General features: G+C 66.2%; 12 protein-coding genes, 1 tRNA gene and 1 other RNA gene. 2 read left to right on the forward strand and 12 right to left on the reverse strand.

The genetic code is table 11. From position 1 onward, the window contains the following. Positions 1-49: 49 nt before the first annotated feature. From PSEK12I1_RS0107935 to PSEK12I1_RS0107965, 8 genes are all read right to left on the reverse strand, one after another. Positions 50-376, reverse strand: coding sequence for a YbaB/EbfC family nucleoid-associated protein (locus PSEK12I1_RS0107935; protein WP_007162246.1), 327 nt, complete (start codon positions 374-376; stop codon positions 50-52). Positions 377-409: 33 nt separating this feature from the next. Then, entirely contained in the window at positions 410-2,428 is a 2,019-nt protein-coding gene (gene dnaX / locus PSEK12I1_RS0107940) for a DNA polymerase III subunit gamma/tau (RefSeq protein WP_081737533.1), read from the reverse strand. A gap of 178 nt (positions 2,429-2,606) precedes the next feature. Next, entirely contained in the window at positions 2,607-2,888 is a 282-nt protein-coding gene (locus PSEK12I1_RS0107945; protein WP_027597719.1) for a hypothetical protein, read from the reverse strand. 186 nt (positions 2,889-3,074) lie between these two features. Then, an RNA gene (gene ffs, locus PSEK12I1_RS24285) (signal recognition particle sRNA small type) lies at positions 3,075-3,171 on the reverse strand. A gap of 88 nt (positions 3,172-3,259) precedes the next feature. Then, complete coding sequence (locus PSEK12I1_RS0107950; protein ID WP_027597718.1) at positions 3,260-5,026, reverse strand: ABC transporter ATP-binding protein; 1,767 nt, start codon at positions 5,024-5,026, stop codon at positions 3,260-3,262. Beyond that, complete coding sequence (locus PSEK12I1_RS0107955) at positions 5,023-6,144, reverse strand: beta-glucosidase (protein ID WP_027601217.1); 1,122 nt, start codon at positions 6,142-6,144, stop codon at positions 5,023-5,025. Before PSEK12I1_RS0107955 ends, PSEK12I1_RS0107950 begins: the two co-directional genes overlap by 4 nt. Before the next feature lie 8 nt (positions 6,145-6,152). Continuing rightward, positions 6,153-7,331, reverse strand: a complete 1,179-nt coding sequence (glf, locus tag PSEK12I1_RS0107960; RefSeq protein WP_027601218.1) for a UDP-galactopyranose mutase — start codon at positions 7,329-7,331, stop codon at positions 6,153-6,155. Continuing rightward, positions 7,322-8,500 (reverse strand): glycosyltransferase family 1 protein, encoded by a 1,179-nt coding sequence (locus PSEK12I1_RS0107965; protein WP_027597715.1) that lies wholly within the window; start codon positions 8,498-8,500, stop codon positions 7,322-7,324. The genes glf and PSEK12I1_RS0107965 overlap by 10 nt, the downstream gene beginning before the upstream one ends. Before the next feature lie 359 nt (positions 8,501-8,859). On the opposite strand from PSEK12I1_RS0107965, the gene galE reads away from it, so the two are divergent. After that, positions 8,860-9,948, forward strand: a complete 1,089-nt coding sequence (galE, locus tag PSEK12I1_RS0107970; protein ID WP_027601219.1) for a UDP-glucose 4-epimerase GalE — start codon at positions 8,860-8,862, stop codon at positions 9,946-9,948. Between the two features lie 214 nt (positions 9,949-10,162). Here galE and ligA read toward each other — a convergent pair whose 3' ends face one another. From ligA to smc, 3 genes are all read right to left on the reverse strand, one after another. Then, on the reverse strand, positions 10,163-12,547 hold the full coding sequence (gene ligA, locus PSEK12I1_RS0107975; protein WP_027601220.1) for an NAD-dependent DNA ligase LigA: 2,385 nt from the start codon (positions 12,545-12,547) through the stop codon (positions 10,163-10,165). 116 nt (positions 12,548-12,663) lie between these two features. Continuing rightward, positions 12,664-13,563 carry a cell division protein ZipA gene (gene zipA, locus PSEK12I1_RS0107980; protein ID WP_007162238.1) on the reverse strand — a complete coding sequence of 300 codons (900 nt, stop codon included), beginning with the start codon at positions 13,561-13,563 and terminating at the stop codon, positions 12,664-12,666. Between the two features lie 205 nt (positions 13,564-13,768). After that, positions 13,769-17,254 (reverse strand): chromosome segregation protein SMC, encoded by a 3,486-nt coding sequence (gene smc / locus PSEK12I1_RS0107985; RefSeq protein WP_027601221.1) that lies wholly within the window; start codon positions 17,252-17,254, stop codon positions 13,769-13,771. Positions 17,255-17,422: 168 nt separating this feature from the next. On the opposite strand from smc, the gene PSEK12I1_RS0107990 reads away from it, so the two are divergent. After that, positions 17,423-18,418, forward strand: coding sequence for a sulfate ABC transporter substrate-binding protein (locus PSEK12I1_RS0107990; protein WP_027601222.1), 996 nt, complete (start codon positions 17,423-17,425; stop codon positions 18,416-18,418). Between the two features lie 91 nt (positions 18,419-18,509). Here PSEK12I1_RS0107990 and PSEK12I1_RS0107995 read toward each other — a convergent pair. After that, a tRNA-Gly gene (locus PSEK12I1_RS0107995) sits at positions 18,510-18,585 on the reverse strand. Positions 18,586-18,602: the final 17 nt, after the last annotated feature.

Genomic DNA, 18,602 nt, shown 5'->3' on the forward strand with positions numbered 1-18,602 from the left:
GGAAGGCGGGAGAGACGGGTGCCCGCTGGACACCCGCAGCTGGAACAACCTAGAAAGGCATCTTGAAGCCGGGCGGCAGCTGCATCCCGGAGGTCATGCCGGACATCTTGTCCTGGCTGTTCTGCTCGATCTTGCGCACGGCGTCGTTCACCGCGGCGGCGATCAGGTCTTCGAGGATTTCCTTGTCTTCCTGCATCAGGCTGTCGTCCAGGCTGACGCGCTTGACGTCGTGTCTGCCGGTCATGACGACGCTGACCAGGCCGGCGCCGGATTGACCGGTCACTTCGGCGTTCGCCAGCTCTTCCTGCATCTTCTGCATCTTTTCCTGCATCTGCTGGGCCTGCTTCATCAGGCCGGCCATGCCACCTTTCATCATGTCTGCTACCTCGAACTATGAATGGAAAACCGGTCAGGCTTGGGTGTCGACCGGCTCGATGGTACCCGCGCGCACCGTGGCGGCGAACTGTTGCATCATCTGGCGGATCAACGGATCGTCCTGGATGGACTGCTCCGCCTGCCGCTGACGCTCCGCCCGGCGCCGGGCGGCGGCCTGGGCGGGCGTCTCCTGCTCGGGGGTCTGGATGGTGACCTCGAGCGTGATGGGACGTCCCTGCTGCTGGTTCAGCGCATCGTTGAGCCGGCGCTGCTGGTTGGCGTTGAACAGGGCGCTCTGCGCCGGATCCAGGTGCAGGTGCCAGCGATCGCCGTCCACCGCCACCAGGGTGCAGTTGGCCGCGATGCTGGCGGTCAACCCGCCCAGCTTGAGGTCGGGGAACAGGGTCTGCCAATCGGCTGCCAGACCGGTCGCCGGTTGCACCGCCGGCGCCGGCGCCGCGGTCACCGCTTCGGCAGCCGGCTCACCCAGGCTGTCGAGATAGTCGTCCAGCCCTACCTCGTAGTAATCCTCGGCCGGCGGCGGCTCTTCGTCACCGTCCAGTTCGTCACCGGAGGTGTCCGCGGGCAATTCGGCGATCACCGTGGCCTCAGGGGTCGCCTCGACCTGGGGAGTCGGTAGCGCCCTGGGGGCGACCGGCGCACCAGCCGCTTCGACCGGAGTTTGAGCCGGAGCCGGAGCCGGAGCTGGAGCTGGAGCTGCAGTCGGAGCCGCCTTGACCGCCACGGGCGCAGGATCCTCCCAGGGGAGATCCACCGGCTCTTCTACAGGGGTGGTATTACTGGAGACAGGCGTTGCCGGCACCGGCGTAGGTGCTGCCTCGGGTGGCGACGGGCGCGCAAGCGCAGCCGCTGCCGGAACCGCCGCGGCCACCGGACGGGGGTTGGAGTCAGCCGTGGCCGGGCTGGCTCCCGTCGTCTTTAGTGCCGGTCGCTCGGCAACCACCGCACCGGCGGGCCGGAAGGCCAGCATGCGCAGCAGGACCATCTCGAAGCCGTGGCGCGGATCCGGTGCCAGCGGCAGATCGCGCCGCCCGACCAGACCCAGCTGATAGTAGTACTGGACATCTTCCGCCGGCAGCGTCTGCGCCAGGCTCAGCACCCGCTCACGATCACCCTGGCCATTGTCCACCGCATCGGGCAGCACCTGGGCGATGGCCACGCGGTGCAGCACATTGAGCAGCTCGGCCAGCACGCCGCCCCAGTCGGGGCCCTGCTCGGCCAGATGGCGAACCGCGTCCAGCACCGCGCGACCGTCACCGTCCAGCAAGGCCTGGAGTATATCGTAGACCTGGCCATGATCGAGGGTCCCAAGCATGGCGCGCACGTCGGCGGCCAGTACCTTGCCCTCGCCAAAGGCGATCGCCTGGTCGGTCAGGCTCATGGCGTCACGCATGGAGCCATCGGCCGCACGACCCAGCAGCCAGAGCGCATCGTCCTCGAAGGGAATGCTTTCCGCGGCGAGCACCTGCTGCAGGTGGGAGACGACCCGCTCCGGCGGCATGTTCTTCAGCGAGAACTGCAGGCAGCGCGAGAGGATGGTGACCGGCAGCTTCTGCGGATCGGTGGTGGCGAGCAGGAACTTGACGTGGGGTGGTGGCTCTTCCAGCGTCTTGAGCAGGGCATTGAAGCTGTGGGTGGAGAGCATGTGCACCTCGTCGATGAGGTACACCTTGTAGCGACCGCGGGACGGCGCGTACTGCACGTTCTCCAGCAGCTCGCGGGTGTCTTCCACCTTGGTGCGGCTGGCGGCGTCCACTTCGATGAGATCGACGAAGCGGCCTTCATCGATCTCGCGACACACCGAGCAGCTGCCACAGGGCGTGGAGCTGATGCCGGTCTCGCAATTCAGGCACTTGGCCAGGATCCGCGCGATGGTGGTCTTGCCCACCCCGCGGGTACCGGTGAACAGATAGGCGTGGTGCAGCCGCTCGTTGTCCAGCGCATTGATCAGCGCCTTGAGCACATGGGTCTGGCCGACCATTTCGCGGAATGACCGCGGGCGCCATTTGCGCGCAAGAACCTGGTAACTCATCGAGACCTGATCAGGAGAAGACGTGGGGGGCGCCCATGCTAACGAAGAGGGGCCGCGAATGCATCCCGCGGTGTGGCATCGGGGCGACGCCGGGCGGGCTGTGGCTACCTCCCTAGATGGAGGCAGCCTGGCGGATTTTCAAGCGATCAGGAGGGAAAACGGCGGGTAAAAAGCCGCTTCAGGCACGCCGGCAGTGGTCCTCACCATCGGCCAGGACCACGCTTGCGACATAGGCTGCCAGGGCATCCAGCTGGCTGCGCAGGCGGGTCACGGTGGCGTTCATCTTGAAGGGATTGATCGCCTCTTCGTTGGTCAGGTCGATCCTGATCAGCAGCAGGGGCTCGCTGGGGTGGTAGATCTGCGCAACCAGCGTCGTCTCGGTGTCGCGTCGGCAGTCGACACGATAGGGATGGAGGCCATTGCTCAGGGCGCGTCCTGCGCATTCGAGTCCGTTCTTCACAAGAGATCCTTGGACATCTGTCCAGTGGTGAGGGTACGGCGCGCATGATGGCACAGAGCCATGAACCAAAACAGTGCATTTCGTCACGAAAGCCCTGTGGCGTGGTTCGCGGAGCGCTGGGAGACGAGGCGGAAAAAGAGCAGGGAAACGCGGAAGAGGAAAAGCGCGGGGCAGAAATGGAGGTGGCCCCGCCAGCCACACCCCGGCACACGACATCACCGCTGCGGCTGCTCCCTTCCGGGCCTGACCGGGTTCACGGTTGATCGTTGCGGGGGGACCGACAGAGCCACCATAACGCCTCACCCTGAGGTGAGGTGCGTCATTCTACGCGGTTGGGGCGAAGTTGCAAGCCATACAAGGACTTAGGTTCGCTAGGGTGCTGCCTGCAGGTCCCAGAGCGCAGCGAAACTGCCCTCCCCCTCGCGCAGCCGCTGCGGAGGGCCGTCCTCGACGATGACGCCCTGCTCCAGCACCAGGATGCGGTCGAAGCCGGTCAGGGTGGAGAGCCGATGGGCCACCGCCACCACGGTGCGGCCTTCCATCAACTCCAGCAGGGCTCGCTGGATGACCGTCTCGGAGTGGCTGTCCAGCGCCGAGGTGGCTTCGTCGAGGATGAGAATGGGCGCATCCTTGAGAAAGGCCCGGGCGATGCCCAGACGCTGGCGCTGACCACCGGAAAGCAGCACGCCGCGCTCGCCCACCGGGGTGTCGTAGCCCAGCGGCAACTCGCGGATGAAGTCGTCGCAATAGGCGTGACGAGCCGCCGCCTCCACCTCTGCGTCGCTGGCTTCCGGCCGGCCATAGCGGATGTTCTCGCGAATGCTGCGATTGAACAGCGCGGTCTCCTGGGGCACCACGGCGATGCGCTGGCGCAGGCTGTCCTGACTGACCGTGCGGATGTCCTCGCCATCTATGCAGATCCTCCCCCGCTGGATATCGTCGAGGCGCTGCAACAGGCCGATCAGGGTCGACTTGCCGGCGCCCGACGGCCCCACCAGCCCGATCTTCTGGCCGGCCGGCACCTCCAGATCGAAACCCTGGAACACCTGCCGACCATCGGGATAGCGATAGTGCACGCCCGTAAAGCTCAGGGCGCCGCGCGCCTGGGTCAGGGGCCGTTCGACGTCGCTCTGGCCGTGGGGCTGGATAAGGATGCGCAGGGTCTCGCCGATGGCGCCCAGTTGCTGAGTGGTGTCCACCAGCGCCAGGGCCAGGTCACGGGAGCCGTGCAGGATGCGAAAGGTCAGGGCACTGACCATGACCACGTCGCCGGCGGTGATGCTGCCGCGGCTCCACAGGGCGATGGCCCAGGCCAGCATGCCGCCGGCCATCAGCGACAGGCAGGTGTCGTGGAGTACCCGGGCCTGCTCCAGATGCATCCAGCTGCTGCGCTGGGCACGCGCCTCTACGCCGATGGCCTGGGCCAGTCGCTGCACCTCGCGCTCCCGGGCGGAAAAGGCCTTGATGGTCCAGACGTTCTGCACCAGGTCCACCAGCTCGCCGCCGACATGGGCCGACTGAGCGGCGAAGCGCTGGTGTCGCGCCCGCCCGCGAATGCCGAAGGCGGTGATCACCAGCGCCACGATCAGCACGAAGGCCACCAGCGCCCCGGCCATGCGCAGGTCCACGGTGCAGAGCACCACCACCGCGCCGATGAAGTCGACGCAGGGCGGCATGATCTTCCAGGCCAGGCCGCCGTAGATGGCCCCCGCGGCCGCTCCGGTGGCGGAGATGCGATTGCCCAGGGCCCCGGCGAAATGCTGGGAGAAGTAGTGCATCGGATGGCCGGTGAGATAGCGGAACAGATCGACGCGCAGATCGGCGCAGCTGGCCACCACCGTGCGGCAACCCAGCCAGCCACCGCTACGCCAGAACAGGTTCTCCAGCACGATCAGCGAGATGAACAGCCAGAACGGCCCCCACACCGCCGCCCGGCGTGCCGGATCGGCCATGGCATCGACCAGCAGCTTCATGCCGTATTGCACTGCCACCGCACAGGTCGCCGCGCCGACCACCAGCAACAGCAGGCCGCCGAAGTGCCAGGGTCGCAGGCGGACATAGCGCCAGAGAAAGGCGCCGACCCGTTCCGGCAGGGGCCATTCGGCGCGCCGCCGCTCGCGCCGCCGAGCTGCGCTCATCGCCCCTCTCCGCCGGCCCAGAGCTGGCGTTGGCGCTGCAGGACCTCGGCCAGAGGCTCGTGCAGCGCCCGGCGCCCTGCCTCGTCGGCCACGCCGAACAGCCCCGTGGGACAGAGGCGGTCATCGTCCCAGCCGGGATAGTCGAGTACCGGATACAGGCAGATGCCCTGCACCGGCACGCCCTGGCGCAGCGCCCGCCCGACCTGATCGGCCACGTGTTCCAGCCAGGCGGCGCGCGCCGGGCCTTCGGCCCCCGTCTCGGCGATCAGCAACGGCCGGCCATAGCGCTGGTGGACTTCGGCCAGCATGCCCTGCAAGGGTCGATAGGCCGGATCCTCCGCCGCCAGGGTACCGCCGTCCAGATACCACTGGTTGTCGGAGTAGTAGTTCAGACCCAGGATGTCCAGGTAATCGGGGCGCCCGCCCAGCCCTGGCCACTGGCGCCCGCTGAGCAGGTCCCAGGCCTCGAACTGGGCCTGGCGATAGGCCTCCGCGGCCTCGCGCTGTTCGGGGCGGCGCGCGACCACATGGATCAGCGGATCGATGGCCAGGAAGCGCGCCGCGGGCAACTCGGCCCGAATCGCCTCGATGGCGGCGATGCTGGCGCGCACCAGTTGATGCTTGAGCTCCTGACCGCGGCCGCGAGCGCCGGGATTGAACAGACCCTGATCGCCGCCAGCCCAGGCCCAGTAGGAGATCTCGTTGATCGGCGCCAGGCACGGACGGGTCTCGCCCTCCTCCCGCAACAGCCGGGCAAAGGCGGCGGCATAACGGGCGAAGGCATCGACGAAGGCCGGCCGCCAGATATCCAGGTGATCGGGCCAGCCATAGTGGCAGAGGTCCCAGATCACCTGGACGCCGGCCGCCCGCGCGACTCGCACCTGCGGCAGGACACTCGACCAGTCATGGTGCCCGGCCTGGGCCTCCACCCGGTGCCAGCGGACGCCATCGCGCACGGTGCGCAGGCCCTGGGCGGCCACCGCGCCATAGTCTTCCGCGGCCCAGCGGTCATGGCCGGTGCTGGCGAGCAGATCCAGGCGTCGGCCATCGGCGCGTCTGTGGCTGGAGCATTCGAAGCCGGCCATGAAGAAACTCTGGAAGGGCGAGCCTTCGGCCATCACGTCTCTCATGGGGCCTGCCTTGCCAGGCTTTCGTGGTGTTCGGCGCTCTCCCCTGCCGCCGGCCCGAGCTCCGCCTCCTCAATGCGCTTGTAGGCGGCCAGCGCCTGGCCCACCACCTGGTCCATGTTGTAGTAGCGATAGGTCCCCAGACGGCCGATGAAGATGACATTAGGGGTCGCCTCGGCCAGGTGCTGGTAGCGCCGGTACAGCTCGGCGTTTTCCGGGCGTGGAATCGGATAATAGGGCTCGCCGTCAGCGCTGGGATATTCGTAGGTCAGGCTGGTGCGCTCGTGGGTCTGGCCGGTGAGGTGCTTGTACTCAGTGATGCGGGTGTAGGGCACCGCTTCGCTGGGATAGTTGACCACCGCCACCGGCTGGAAGCGCGGCGTATCGCGCGTCTCGTGCTTGAAGGTCAGCGAACGATACGGCAGGCGACCGAAGCGATAGTCGAAGAATTCGTCGATCGGGCCGCTGTAGACCAGGTGCTCATGGGGGATCAGTTCGCGGATCTCGCGGTAGTCGGTGTTGACCATTACCTTGATGTTGGGGTGATCCAGCATCCGTTCGAACATCCGGGTGAAGCCATGCAGGGGCATCTGCTGGAAGGTGTCGCCGAAGTAGCGATCGTCGGTGGTGGTCCGGGTCGGCACCCGCGCCGTCACCGAGCGGTCCAGTTGCGACGGATCCAGTCCCCACTGCTTGCGGGTATAGCCGCGAAAGAAGGTCTCGTAGAGTTCGTGCCCGACCTGGTTGATCACCACGTCCTCGGAGGTGCGGATGTCTTCGACCGGCTCGGCGCGGGCGGCGAGAAAGGCTTCGGCGCCCTGCTCGTCCAGCTCCAGGCCATAGAGGCGATTGAGCGTGGTCAGGTTGATCGGGATGGGCACCTGCTGACCCGCGACGTCGGCCAGGACCCGGTGCTCGTAGGGCCGCCACTCGGTGAAGCGCGAGAGGTAGTCGACGATGCGCTGGGAATTGGTGTGGAAGATGTGCGGACCATAGCGGTGCACCAGCACCCCGGCATCGTCATAGTGATCAAAGGCATTGCCGCCAATGTGCGGGCGCCGATCCACCACCAGCACGCGCTTGCCCAGCCCCGCGGCCAGCCGTTCCGCCAGCACGCTGCCGGCGAAACCGGCCCCCACGATCAGATAGTCGAAACGCTCAAGCGCCGTTACCGCCATTGGATCTTCTCCCGCATCAGGTCACAGGTGCTGTCCCAGGACATCCCGGTCAGCAGGGCATCGGCGCGCGCCAGAAAGGCTTCGCGCTGATCTTGACTGGCCAGGGCCGCCTCGCAGGCAGCGACGAAGGCCTCGGCGCCTTCGGCGATCCAGACCACGCCGCTGTCGCCGTAGGTGCGCACCACATCGGTGATGGGCGTCGACACCACCGGACAGCCGCCGGCCAGGTATTCGGGCGTCTTGGTGGGGCTGATGAAACGCGTCGCCTCGTTGAGGGCAAAGGGCATCAGGGCCACGTCCCAGCCCGCCAGATAGGCCGGCAACTCGTCATAGGTCTTGCCGCCCAGGTAATGCAGATTGGGCAGCTGCGGCAGGCTGGCCGGATCGATCTTGACCACCGGGCCCAGGATCACCCACTGCCACTGGGGACGCAGCCGCGCCACCGCGGCCAGCAGGTCGAGATCCAGGCGCTCGTCGATCACGCCATAGAAGCCCAGCCGCGGCCGCGCCAGACCGGCCTGGTCTGCAGGCTCCGGCAGGGCCGCGCGAGCCTGACCGAAGTGCGCCACGTCCACGCTGCTGGGAAAGGGAAAGACCCGCGGATGGCGGTCACGCTTGGCCTCGTAGAGGCTGTAGCCCCCGGTAAACACCAGGTCGGCGCGCTGCAGCAATTCCCGCTCCCGCTGCAGCAGGGCCGGGGGCGCGCCGCGAAAGGCCGAGAGTTCGTCCATGCAGTCGTAGACCAGGGTCTGCGCCGGGATCTCGCCGGCATAGTCCAGCGCCATGGGCGTGAAATACCAGGCCACCGCCACCGGTTGGCGCAACTCCTGCAGATAGGTCTGCAGCAGTTCCTGCTGGGCGCAGGCTCGGGCTTCCGCGGACAGGCAGCGAGGCAGATGAGGCACCAGTACCCGCACGCCGTTCTCTTCCACACGCACCTCGAGGTGCGACCGGCCATCCGTGGCATCCAGGGGCTCTTCGCAATAGAGCACGTTGTAGTGCTCGGCGAAGCGCACCATCTCGTGCTGCGGGCGCTGGTAGACGAAGCTCCAGCGCAAATGGGCCAGGCATAACAGCAGAGGCCTGGCGGGATCCAGGGGGCGCTCCGCAACGCGTGCGGGCTGTTTGGTCTTGCCGATCGTTTCGGTATGGGGGCCGGCCCAACTCATGGTGTGCTCCTGTGAGATCGGACGCCTGGCCGAAGGCGGCACAACAGCCGCGCCTCGGCCGGCGCCTTGGCAACTTGCAAAACGTCCAGAGACCGTCCCGAAGGTATCGGCAGTCTGACTGCGCGATATCGAGCAACGTTATCGACTTATCCAATTGGCAAGGGTTCATAACTTTGTCGATGAACTTCCGCTTCGCTAGAACCAATATCCTCATTCAACTTCAGAACAACGTCTGCTCGATGAATTGGCATAACTAACGCTTCGCTCGAAAATAATTGAAGCGAAGCGTTAGTTGCACTCGAGTCTGCACGAAACAGTTATTCCGAATTAATGGCTACAGGTTTGGTGAGGACGGTTGCATGTTGATGATCACGGGCGGCGCAGGCTACATAGGTTCTCATACGACGCTGGAGCTGCTCCGTGCGGGCCACGAGGTGGTGATACTGGACAACCTGGTCAACAGCCGGGTGGAGGCCGTGCAGCGCCTTACCACGCTCGCCGGGCGGGCGCCTGTCTTCGTGCGCGGGGACGTCCGGGATCGCGCCCTCCTGGATCGGCTGTTTCTAGAGCTGCCGATCACCGGGGTCCTGCATTTCGCCGGACTCAAGGCGGTCGGCGAGAGCGTGCAGCATCCCCTGCGCTATTTCGACAACAACGTCGGCGGCACCCTGGTGCTCTGCCAGGCCATGGCCGCCGCCGGGGTGCACCAGCTGGTCTTCAGCTCTTCCGCCACCGTCTACGGTCACTGCATTCCACCCATCAGCGAAAGCTGCCCGACTGCCGAGCCGACCAACCCCTATGGCCAGTCGAAACTCATGGCCGAGCAGGTGCTGCGCGGGCTGGCCGGGGCCGATCCGCGCTGGTCCATCGCCGTGCTGCGCTACTTCAATCCCATCGGCGCCCATCCCTCCGGCCTGATCGGCGAAGACCCCCAGGGCACGCCCAACAACCTGGTGCCCTATCTGCTGCAGGTGGCCAATGGTCGTCGGCCCTGGCTGGATGTCTACGGCGACAACTACCCGACACCCGATGGCACCGGCGTCCGCGACTACATCCATGTCCAGGACCTGGCCCGCGGTCATCTGGCGGCGCTCAACGCCCTGGCCGAGCGCCCCGGGGTTTCGACTTGGAACCTGGGCACCGGACGCGGACATTCGGTCAAGGAGGTGGTGGCGACCCTAGAACAGCAACTGGGCCGCGACATCCCCTGTCACTTCGCCCCGCGACGCGCGGGGGACGTGGCCCAGTGCTGGGCCGATCCGGAAAAGGCTTGGCAGGAACTGGGTTGGCGCGCCGAACGCAGCCTCGCCACCATGCTGGAAGATGCCTGGCGCTGGCAGTCGCTCAATCCCCATGGCTATCGCCAGACGGCCAAGGCGGCTATCGCCGTGGAAGAAGTTCTCGAAAAAGAACAACGTGCGAGCGAACCCGCCACGCGTTTCGCTTGAACCTGGAAATTATTATGGCCGATAAATAAGGCTTCGCTTAAACCAAACGAAGCCTTATTTTTTCAGTTATTGCCTTGGCACTGCCTTGAAGCAGTTTTTAAACGAAGCGACAACTATGGGTACGTCTTTATTACCGCTTCGTTATAACCAGCAACGCCTGCAGTTATTGGCAGAAGGAGTGAAGATCAGACCCTTGCGGGCCTGATCCCTGGCGCTAGCGGACGCCTTGCGCCTCGAGGATCTGCAGGAAGGCATCCTCGTCCAGCACCTTGACCCCCAGTTCGTTCGCCTTGGTCAGCTTGGAACCCGCCCCTGGCCCTGCGACCACCACGGCGGTCTTGGCCGACACCGACCCCGACACCTTGGCACCCAGGGCTTCCAGGCGCTCCTTGGCCTCGTCGCGACTCATGGCCTCCAGGGTTCCGGTGAGCACCCAGGTCTGGCCGGCGAACGGCAAACCCTGCACCGCCTGCCGGGTACTTTCCCAATGCATGCCGAAGGCCTTGAGCTGCGCCTCGATGGCCAGCGCCTGGGCAACGTGGTCCGCCTCGGCGAAGTACTCGCGCAGCCCCTGCTTGGCTCGCTCGTTGAGGCCGGACAGGGTCTTGAAGGTCAGCCAGTCCTGCGAGCCTTCGATCAGGGCCGCCAGGCTGGGAAAGGCCGCGGCCAGGGTCTTGGCCCCGGTCTTGCCCAGGTAGGGAATGTGCAACTGGTCGAGGAAATCGGCAAAGGCCGCGTAGCCGGAAAATTCGGCATGCACCTCCCCCTCGTCGGCCAGCTCGATGCCGTTGGCCAGCAGCGCCTCCAGCACGTCGCGGTTGTGCGCGGACTGGAAGAAGTTGTGAATCTCGAAGGCCACCTCGGGCCCGATGTCCGGCAGATAGACCAGCACCTCCGGCAGGGCCTCGCGGATGCGCTGCAGACTGCCCAGGGCGCGTGCCAGGCGCTTGGCGGTCTCCTCCCCCACCTCGGGGATGCCCAGGGCGAAGATGAAGCGCGCCAGCGCTGGCCGGCGGCTGGCCTCGATGGCGGCCAGCAGGTTGCGACTGGACACCTCGGCGAAGCCTTCCAGTTCGACCACCTGCTCGTAGGTCAGGGTGTAGAGATCCGCCGGCGACTTCACCAGCGCGCGATCCACCAGTTGCTCGACGATACGATCGCCCAGGCCGTCGATGTCCATGGCCCGCCGCGAGGCGAAATGGATGATCGCCTGCTTGAGTTGCGCCTGGCAGGCCAGCCGGCCGACGCAGCGATAGACCGCGCCCTCGCTCACCGACTCCTTGCCCTTGCCGCGCTTGATCAGCTGGGTACGCTCCACCGCCGACCCGCACACCGGACAGTGGGTGGGGATCTCCACCGGGCGGGCATCCGCCGGCCGCCGCTCCGGCACCACCTGCATGATCTGCGGAATGACGTCCCCGGCGCGACGCACGATGACGCTGTCGCCGATCATCACGCCCAGCCGGGCAATCTCGTCCATGTTGTGCAGGGTGGCATTGGTCACGGTGACGCCGGCCACCTGTACCGGCTTGAGGCGGGCTACCGGGGTGATGGCACCGGTGCGCCCCACCTGGAATTCGACGTTGAGCAATTCGGTCAGCTCTTCGCGCGCCGGAAACTTGTGCGCCAGGGCCCAGCGCGGCTCGCGCGCGCGGAAACCCAGCTCGCCCTGCCAGTCCAGGCGGTTGACCTTGTAGACCACGCCGTCGATTTCGTAGGCCAGGGTATCGCGGCGCTGGCCGATGTCCTGGTAGTAGGCGCGGCAGCCTTCCGCGCCCTGCACCCTGCGCAACTCGCGGCTGATGGGAATGCCCCAGTCACGCAGCCGCTGCAGGATGTCGTACTGGGTCTCCGGCAGTGTCCCGCCCTCGACCCGCCCGAAACCGTAGCAGCAGAACTCCAGCGGCCGCTGGGCGGTGATCCGCGAATCCAGCTGACGCAGGCTGCCAGCCGCGGCGTTGCGCGGATTGGCGAAGGTCTTGCCGCCGCTCTCCATGGCCCGGGCATTGAGCGCCTCGAAGCCGGCGCGGGACATGAACACCTCGCCGCGCACCTCCAGCACCGTCGGCCAGCCCTCGCCCTGCAGACGCAGCGGGATGTTGCGGATGGTGCGCACATTGGCGGTGATGTCCTCCCCGGTGGTGCCGTCGCCGCGGGTGGCGCCGCGGGTCAGCACCCCTGCCTCGTACAGCAGGCTGACCGCCAGGCCATCGAGCTTGGGCTCGCAGGTGTACTCGACGCCGGAGTCCGGCCCGGCGAAGTCGGTCTCGCCGAACTCCTCGCGCAGGCGTTTGCCGACGCTGCGGTCGAAGTCCTGCAGATTCTCGTCGGCGAAGGCATTGCCCAGGCTGAGCATGGGCACCTCGTGGCGGATGGTGCCAAAGGCGGCCAGGGCCGAGCCGCTGACCCTCTGGGTGGGCGAGTCGGGCGTCACCAGTTCGGGATGCTCGGCCTCCAGCGTCTTGAGTTCGCCGAACAGCCGGTCGTACTCGGCATCGGGCACGCTCGGCTCGTCCAGCACATAGTAGCGGTAGTTGTGGGCGTCGATCTCGCTGCGCAGGGCGGCAATGCGGGTGACAGCATCTTGGGCGTCGGTCATGGCGGTCTCTCACTGTCGCCACCCCAGGGGGTGGCCCTGACGGCACCAGCGGCGCCGCGACAAAACTTACAAACAAAAAGAGCAGCCGAGGCTGCTCTTGGTTCGCTCCGGCGCGATCAACGCTTGAGCATCAGGCTCTTGCGTTCGAAGTCGACGATCCGCTGGCGGTAGTGTTCGATGGTCTGGGCGGTCATCACGCTGCGCTGCTCGTCCTTCAGCTCGCCATTGAGCTCCGAGGACAGCTTGCGCGCGGCGGCGACCATCAGGTCGAAGGCCTGCTTGGGATGACGCGGACCGGGCAGACCCAGGAAGAAGCTCACCGCCGGGGTGTGGAAGTCGTCGATGGCATCCAGGTCGAAGGTGCCCGGACGCACGGCGTTGGCCATGGAGAACAGCACCTCGCCATTGCCCGACATGCTCTCGTGGCGATGGAAGATGTCCATGTCACCGAATCGCAGCCCGCTTTCGAGGATGTTCTGCAGTAGTGCCGGACCAGAGAAGCCCTTTTCGTCGCGGGAGATGACATTGATCACCAGCACCTCGTCCACCGGCGCCATGGCGGCCTGACTGCTGCCGCTGCCGACGGGCTCGCTGACCGGCTCGCGCTCGGGCGCCTTGCTGCTCAGCGGCTTTTCCTTGCGCGGCTTGTCGCGACCCCGGGTCGCCACCTCGTCGGAATCGACCGCCAGGCCCGCCAGACCTTCATCGCCCGCGGACAGATCGAAGCTGTCGGCACTGGGTTCTTCACGCCGTTCTTCGCGACGCTTGCGCTGGGTGGAGCGTGGCGGTGTCGGCTCGCCCGGATCGTCCAGCGACGGCTCCTTGGGCTCTACCACCCGCGTCGGACCGACGATTTCCGGATCCTCGTCCTCGTGATCCGGATGATTGCTCAGCGACTGGTCAAGCTTGAACTTGAGCTTGCCCTTGCCGCTCATGCGACGCCAACCATCGAACAGAATACCGGCGATGACGATGACGCCGATGATGATCAGCCACTCGCGCAGACCCATATCCATGAAAAAGACATACCCCTGTGAAAATAATGGACCGACAGCCGTCGGGAAACTTTGGAAAGTCGACGCTTGCGAGGTCTTTCCAAAACCTCCGAAACCTACGCCAAGTCAGTGTTCTTCTTAGCTTTTTCCACTTACCGCTAGCGCGGCCATAAGCTAGCACGACTGCTGCCAACTTTACACCGCCAAGCCACGAGGCTGTGGGGTACTAGGCATCGACCATGGCCACGGCCTCTTCCACATCCACCGCCACCAGCCGCGAACAGCCCGGTTCGTGCATGGTCACACCCAGCAACTGATCGGCCATCTCCATGGCGATCTTGTTGTGCGTGATGTAAATGAATTGCACCTTCTCCGACATGCTCTTGACCAAGCGGGCATAACGGCCGACGTTGGCGTCATCGAGAGGAGCATCCACTTCATCGAGCATGCAGAACGGCGCCGGATTCAACTGGAAGATGGCAAATACCAGCGCCAGTGCCGTCAGGGCCTTTTCGCCGCCCGACAGCAAATGGATGGTGCTGTTCTTCTTGCCCGGCGGGCGCGCCATGATCGCAACCCCGGTATCGAGTAAATCTTCTCCAGTAAGTTCCAGGTAGGCGCTGCCGCCACCGAAAACTTTTGGGAACAGCGCCTGCAGGCCGTGATTGATCTGGTCGAAGGTGTCCTTGAAGCGATTGCGGGTTTCCCGATCGATCTTGCGGATGACGCTTTCCAGCGTCTCCAGCGCCTCCACCAGATCGGCGTTCTGGGCGTCCAGATAGGTCTTGCGCTCGGCCTGCTGCTGATATTCGTCGATGGCCGCCAGGTTGATCGGTCCGAGTCGCGCGATCCGCGCTGCGACCGCTTCCAGCTGCTCTTCCCAGGCGGCCTCGCTGGCCTCGGCGGGCAGGGTCGCGATCACCGTCGGCAGGTCGTAGCCATCGGCCGCCAGCTGCTCGGCGAAGCCGCTGCGCCGCGTCGCCAACCCCTGCCATTCCAGGCGATGCTGCTCCAACTGACCGCGCAGCAGGGTCCCCTGCTGCTCCGCCTGCAGACGCCGCCGCTCGAAATCGCGCAATTCCCGATCGGCGTCTTCCAGGGCCAGGCGCGCCGTGCGCATCTCCTCGTCCACCTGCAGGCGCCGCTCCAGCAACTCCTCCAGACGCAGCCGCACCTCGTCGAGGGGCTCGCCGCCCTCTTCCAGGTTGAGCGAGAGCTGCTCGCAACGCTCGCCGAGGCGCGCGGTCTGCAATTCCAGTCGTTCCAGGGCCTGGAGGGTCGACTGGCGCTGGGCTCTCAGGGTGGTCAGCCGCACCGTCAGCTGATGGAGTTGTTCTTGGGCCTGGCGCTGACGCTGCCGCGCCGAATCCACCGCCTGGCGATGCCGGTCGCGCTGCTCCTGCAGCTGCGCGCGCTGCTCGGTATCCACGGCCATGGCATCGAGAGCGTCCTGCAGCCGCAACCGGCATTCGCCCAACTCTTCCTGCTCACGCGCCACCTGCTGCTCGACATCCCTGAGCTCCGCCTCCAGCTGCCGGCGACGAATGCTCAACTGCTCGGCCCGCGCCTGCTGCGCGGAAAGCTGGGCGCGGGATTCGGCCAGGCGCAGCTGCTCCTGCTGCTGGCGCCGCCGCGCCTCTTCGCGTTCGCTTTCCAACCGCTGCTGGGCAGCGCGACGGTCCTCCAGTCGCTCTTCCTGCATGGCGAGCGCCTCGCCGAGTTCCAGGCGGCGTGCCTGCAATTCCTCCAGTTCACGCCCACGCGCCAGCACACTGCCCTCGGCCGTCTGGGCGCGGCGCACGCGCAAGAAGTGCCGGGAGAGCCAGTAGCCTTCCGGGGTGATGAGACTCTGGCCCGGTGCGAGGGCCGCCCGGCGCGCCAGGGCTTCGTCGTAGCTGTGGGCGATCAGCACCTGACCCAGCCAGGGTGACAGGTCGCGCGGGGCCTGCACCTGCTCGAGCAGGCTGCCCGCGGCGACCGGCACCGCGCCGGGCAGTGCCAGATTCAGGGCGCCACTGGCGAAGCTGTCGAGACGCAGGGCCTCCAGATCATCCAGGCAGACCGCCTGCAGGTCGCTGCCGAGGACGGTTTCCACCGCCAGCTCCCAGCCGGGAGTGACCTGGACTTCGTCCGCCAGCTGCGGCGCCGCGGCGAGCCCCTCGGCTTCGAGCCACTGAGCCGCGCCGGTATCGGGGGCCAGCGCCGCCTGCTGCAAGGCCTCCAGCGAGGCGATGCGGCCTTCCAGCCGCTGCAATTCGCCCTGACGCTGACTCTGCTCATTGGCCAGTCCCAGCAATTCTTCCCGCAGTCGCTGCAAGCCCTCGGCGACCTGCAATTCCTGCTCGGCCAGGCCTTCCAGCAGCAGTTCGTCTTCGGCGATCTGCTCTTCCAGCATGACCAGCCGCTCGGAGGGACCATCCTCGCCCAGCAGGGTGCGCTCGTCGCGCAGCCGGCGCTGCCGCTCCATGCCGCGCTCCAGGCTCTGCTCCAGGGAGCGAATGCGCGCCTGCTGCACATCGGCCTCCCGTTGCGGCTCGACGCTGGCGGCGCTGAGCGTTTCCCAGCGTTGCTGCCAGTCCGCCAGCGCCAGCTCCGCCTCTTCCAGCGCGGCGCCGCCCTCCTCGCCCAGCTCCCGGGCCGCCTCTTCTTCCGGTTCGAGCATCGCCAGCTCTTCTTCGAAGGTGGCGAGCAGCACCCGGTCGTGCTCCAGGTGGGACTCGGCTTCGCTGCGGGCCTGTTCGGCTTCGCGCAGATCGTCCTGCAACTGGCGCTGACGCTGCTGACCATGCTGGATGGTCTGCTCCAGGCGGGCGATGTCACCCCCCAGGGAGTAGAAGCGCCCCTGCACCAGGTTGAAGGCTTCGCTCAGCTCATGATGACCGTCGCGCAGCCGCTCGATGCCGGCGTCCGCCTGGCGCTGCTCGGCGGTCAGGGCTTCGAGAGCGGTCTCCTGGTCGCGGATCACCTTTTCGCGCTGCTCGACACGGCCATCCAGCTCGCGCCAGCGCACCGCCTGCAATTGCGCCTTGAGCTGCCGCTCTTCCTGCTTGAACGCCTGGAAGCGTTCGGCCGATTGCGCCTGGCGGTGCAGCCGTTCCAGCTGGCGCTCCAGCTCTTCGCGCAGGTCGGTCAGGCGGGCGAGATTCTCCTGGGTGCGGCGGATGCGATTCTCGGTCTCGCGCCGCCGCTCCTTGTACTTGGAGATGCCGGCGGCTTCCTCGATGTAGTGCCGCAGGTCCTCGGGCCGCGCCTCGATCAGCTTGGAGATCATTCCCTGCTCGATGATCGAATAGCTGCGCGGCCCCAGGCCGGTGCCGAGGAAGATGTCGGTGATGTCGCGCCGGCGGCACTTGGTGCCGTTGAGGAAATAGGTGTTCTGACCTTCGCGGGTCACCCGCCGGCGGATGGAGATTTCCGCGTAGCTGGCGTATTCGCCCACCAGGGTGTGGTCGGAGTTGTCGAAGATCAGTTCAATGGAGGCCTGGGACACCGGCTTGCGGCTGTTGGAGCCGTTGAAGATGACGTCGGTCATCGACTCGCCGCGCAGATTCTTGGCCGAGCTCTCGCCCATCACCCAGCGCACGGCGTCGATGATGTTCGACTTGCCGCAACCGTTGGGGCCGACCACCGCTGCCATGTTGCTCGGGAAATTCACCGTCGTCGGATCGACGAAGGATTTGAATCCCGCCAGCTTGATCGACCTCAACCGCATATCAGGAGCCCTTGTTCACCGCGCCGTGCCCAACCGCAGGCGAAAGGGCGAAAGTCTACCATTGGCGGCCCGCCTGCCGTTGCCGCGCATGAGCTTATTTCCAGGCGTTCTGCACGCTACCGGGCCGACAGGCTATAGTCCTGCACCCCCCAATCGCAGGATGCCCCCATGAAGATCCTTCGCTTCACCCTGCTCGCCGCCGCCCTGGCGGCCAGCGCCCAGGTCCTGGCCGCGCCGCCGCTACTCAACGTCTCCTACGACGTCATGCGCGACTTCTACAAGGACTACAACCCGGCCTTCCAGGCGCACTGGAAAGCCGAGCACGGCGACACCCCGGTGATCCAGATGTCCCATGGCGGCTCCAGCAAGCAGGCGCGTGCGGTCATCGACGGCCTGCAGGCCGACGTCATCACCATGAACCAGGCTACCGACATCCAGGCCCTGGCCGATCGCGGCCTGGTGCCCAAGGACTGGGAAACCCGCCTGCCCGATCGCAGCGCGCCCTTCACCTCGGCCACGGTGCTCATCGTCCGCCAGGGCAACCCCAAGGGCATCCATGACTGGTCCGATCTGCTCAAGGACGGCGTCCAGGTGATCGTGCCCAATCCCAAGACCTCCGGGAACGGTCGCTACACCTACCTCTCCGCCTGGACCTATGCGCTGCGTCAACCGGGCGGGGACGAGCAGAAGGCCCGCACCTTCGTCGCCGACCTGTTCAAGCACGTGCCCATCCTGGACACCGGCGGTCGCGCCGCCACCACCACCTTCATGAAGAACCAGCAGGGCGATGTCCTGGTGACCTTCGAGAACGAAGCCGAGATGATCGCCCGGGAATTCGGTCGCGGCGGCTTCGAGGTGGTCTATCCGAGCATCTCGGTGCAGGCCGAGCCGCCGGTGAGCGTGGTCGACAGCGTCGTCGACAAGAAGGGCACCCGCGCCGAGGCCGAGGACTACCTCAAGTATCTCTGGTCCGACCAGGGCCAGAAGATCGCCGCGGACAACTTCCTGCGCCCGCGCAACGCCCAGATCCTGGCGCAGTACGCCGATCGCTTTCCCAAGCTGGAACTGATCGATGCGCAGAAGGAATTCGGCCCCTGGAGCGGCATCCAGAAGACCCACTTCGCCGATGGCGGGGTCTTCGAACAGATCTATACGCCCCAGTGACGGGCTCGCGCCCGGCCAGGTGCCGGGCGTCCGGCGGGCATGAATGACGCGCACACAAAAACACCGCCCGGAGGCGGTGTCTTTGTTTATTTGGAGCGGGAAACGAGACTCGAACTCGCGACCCCGACCTTGGCAAGGTCGTGCTCTACCAACTGAGCTATTCCCGCAATATGGCGTCCCCTAG

The organism is Pseudomonas sp. MOIL14HWK12:I1, assembly GCF_000510705.1.
GTDB classification, from domain to species: Bacteria; Pseudomonadota; Gammaproteobacteria; order Pseudomonadales; family Pseudomonadaceae; genus Chryseomonas; species Chryseomonas oryzihabitans.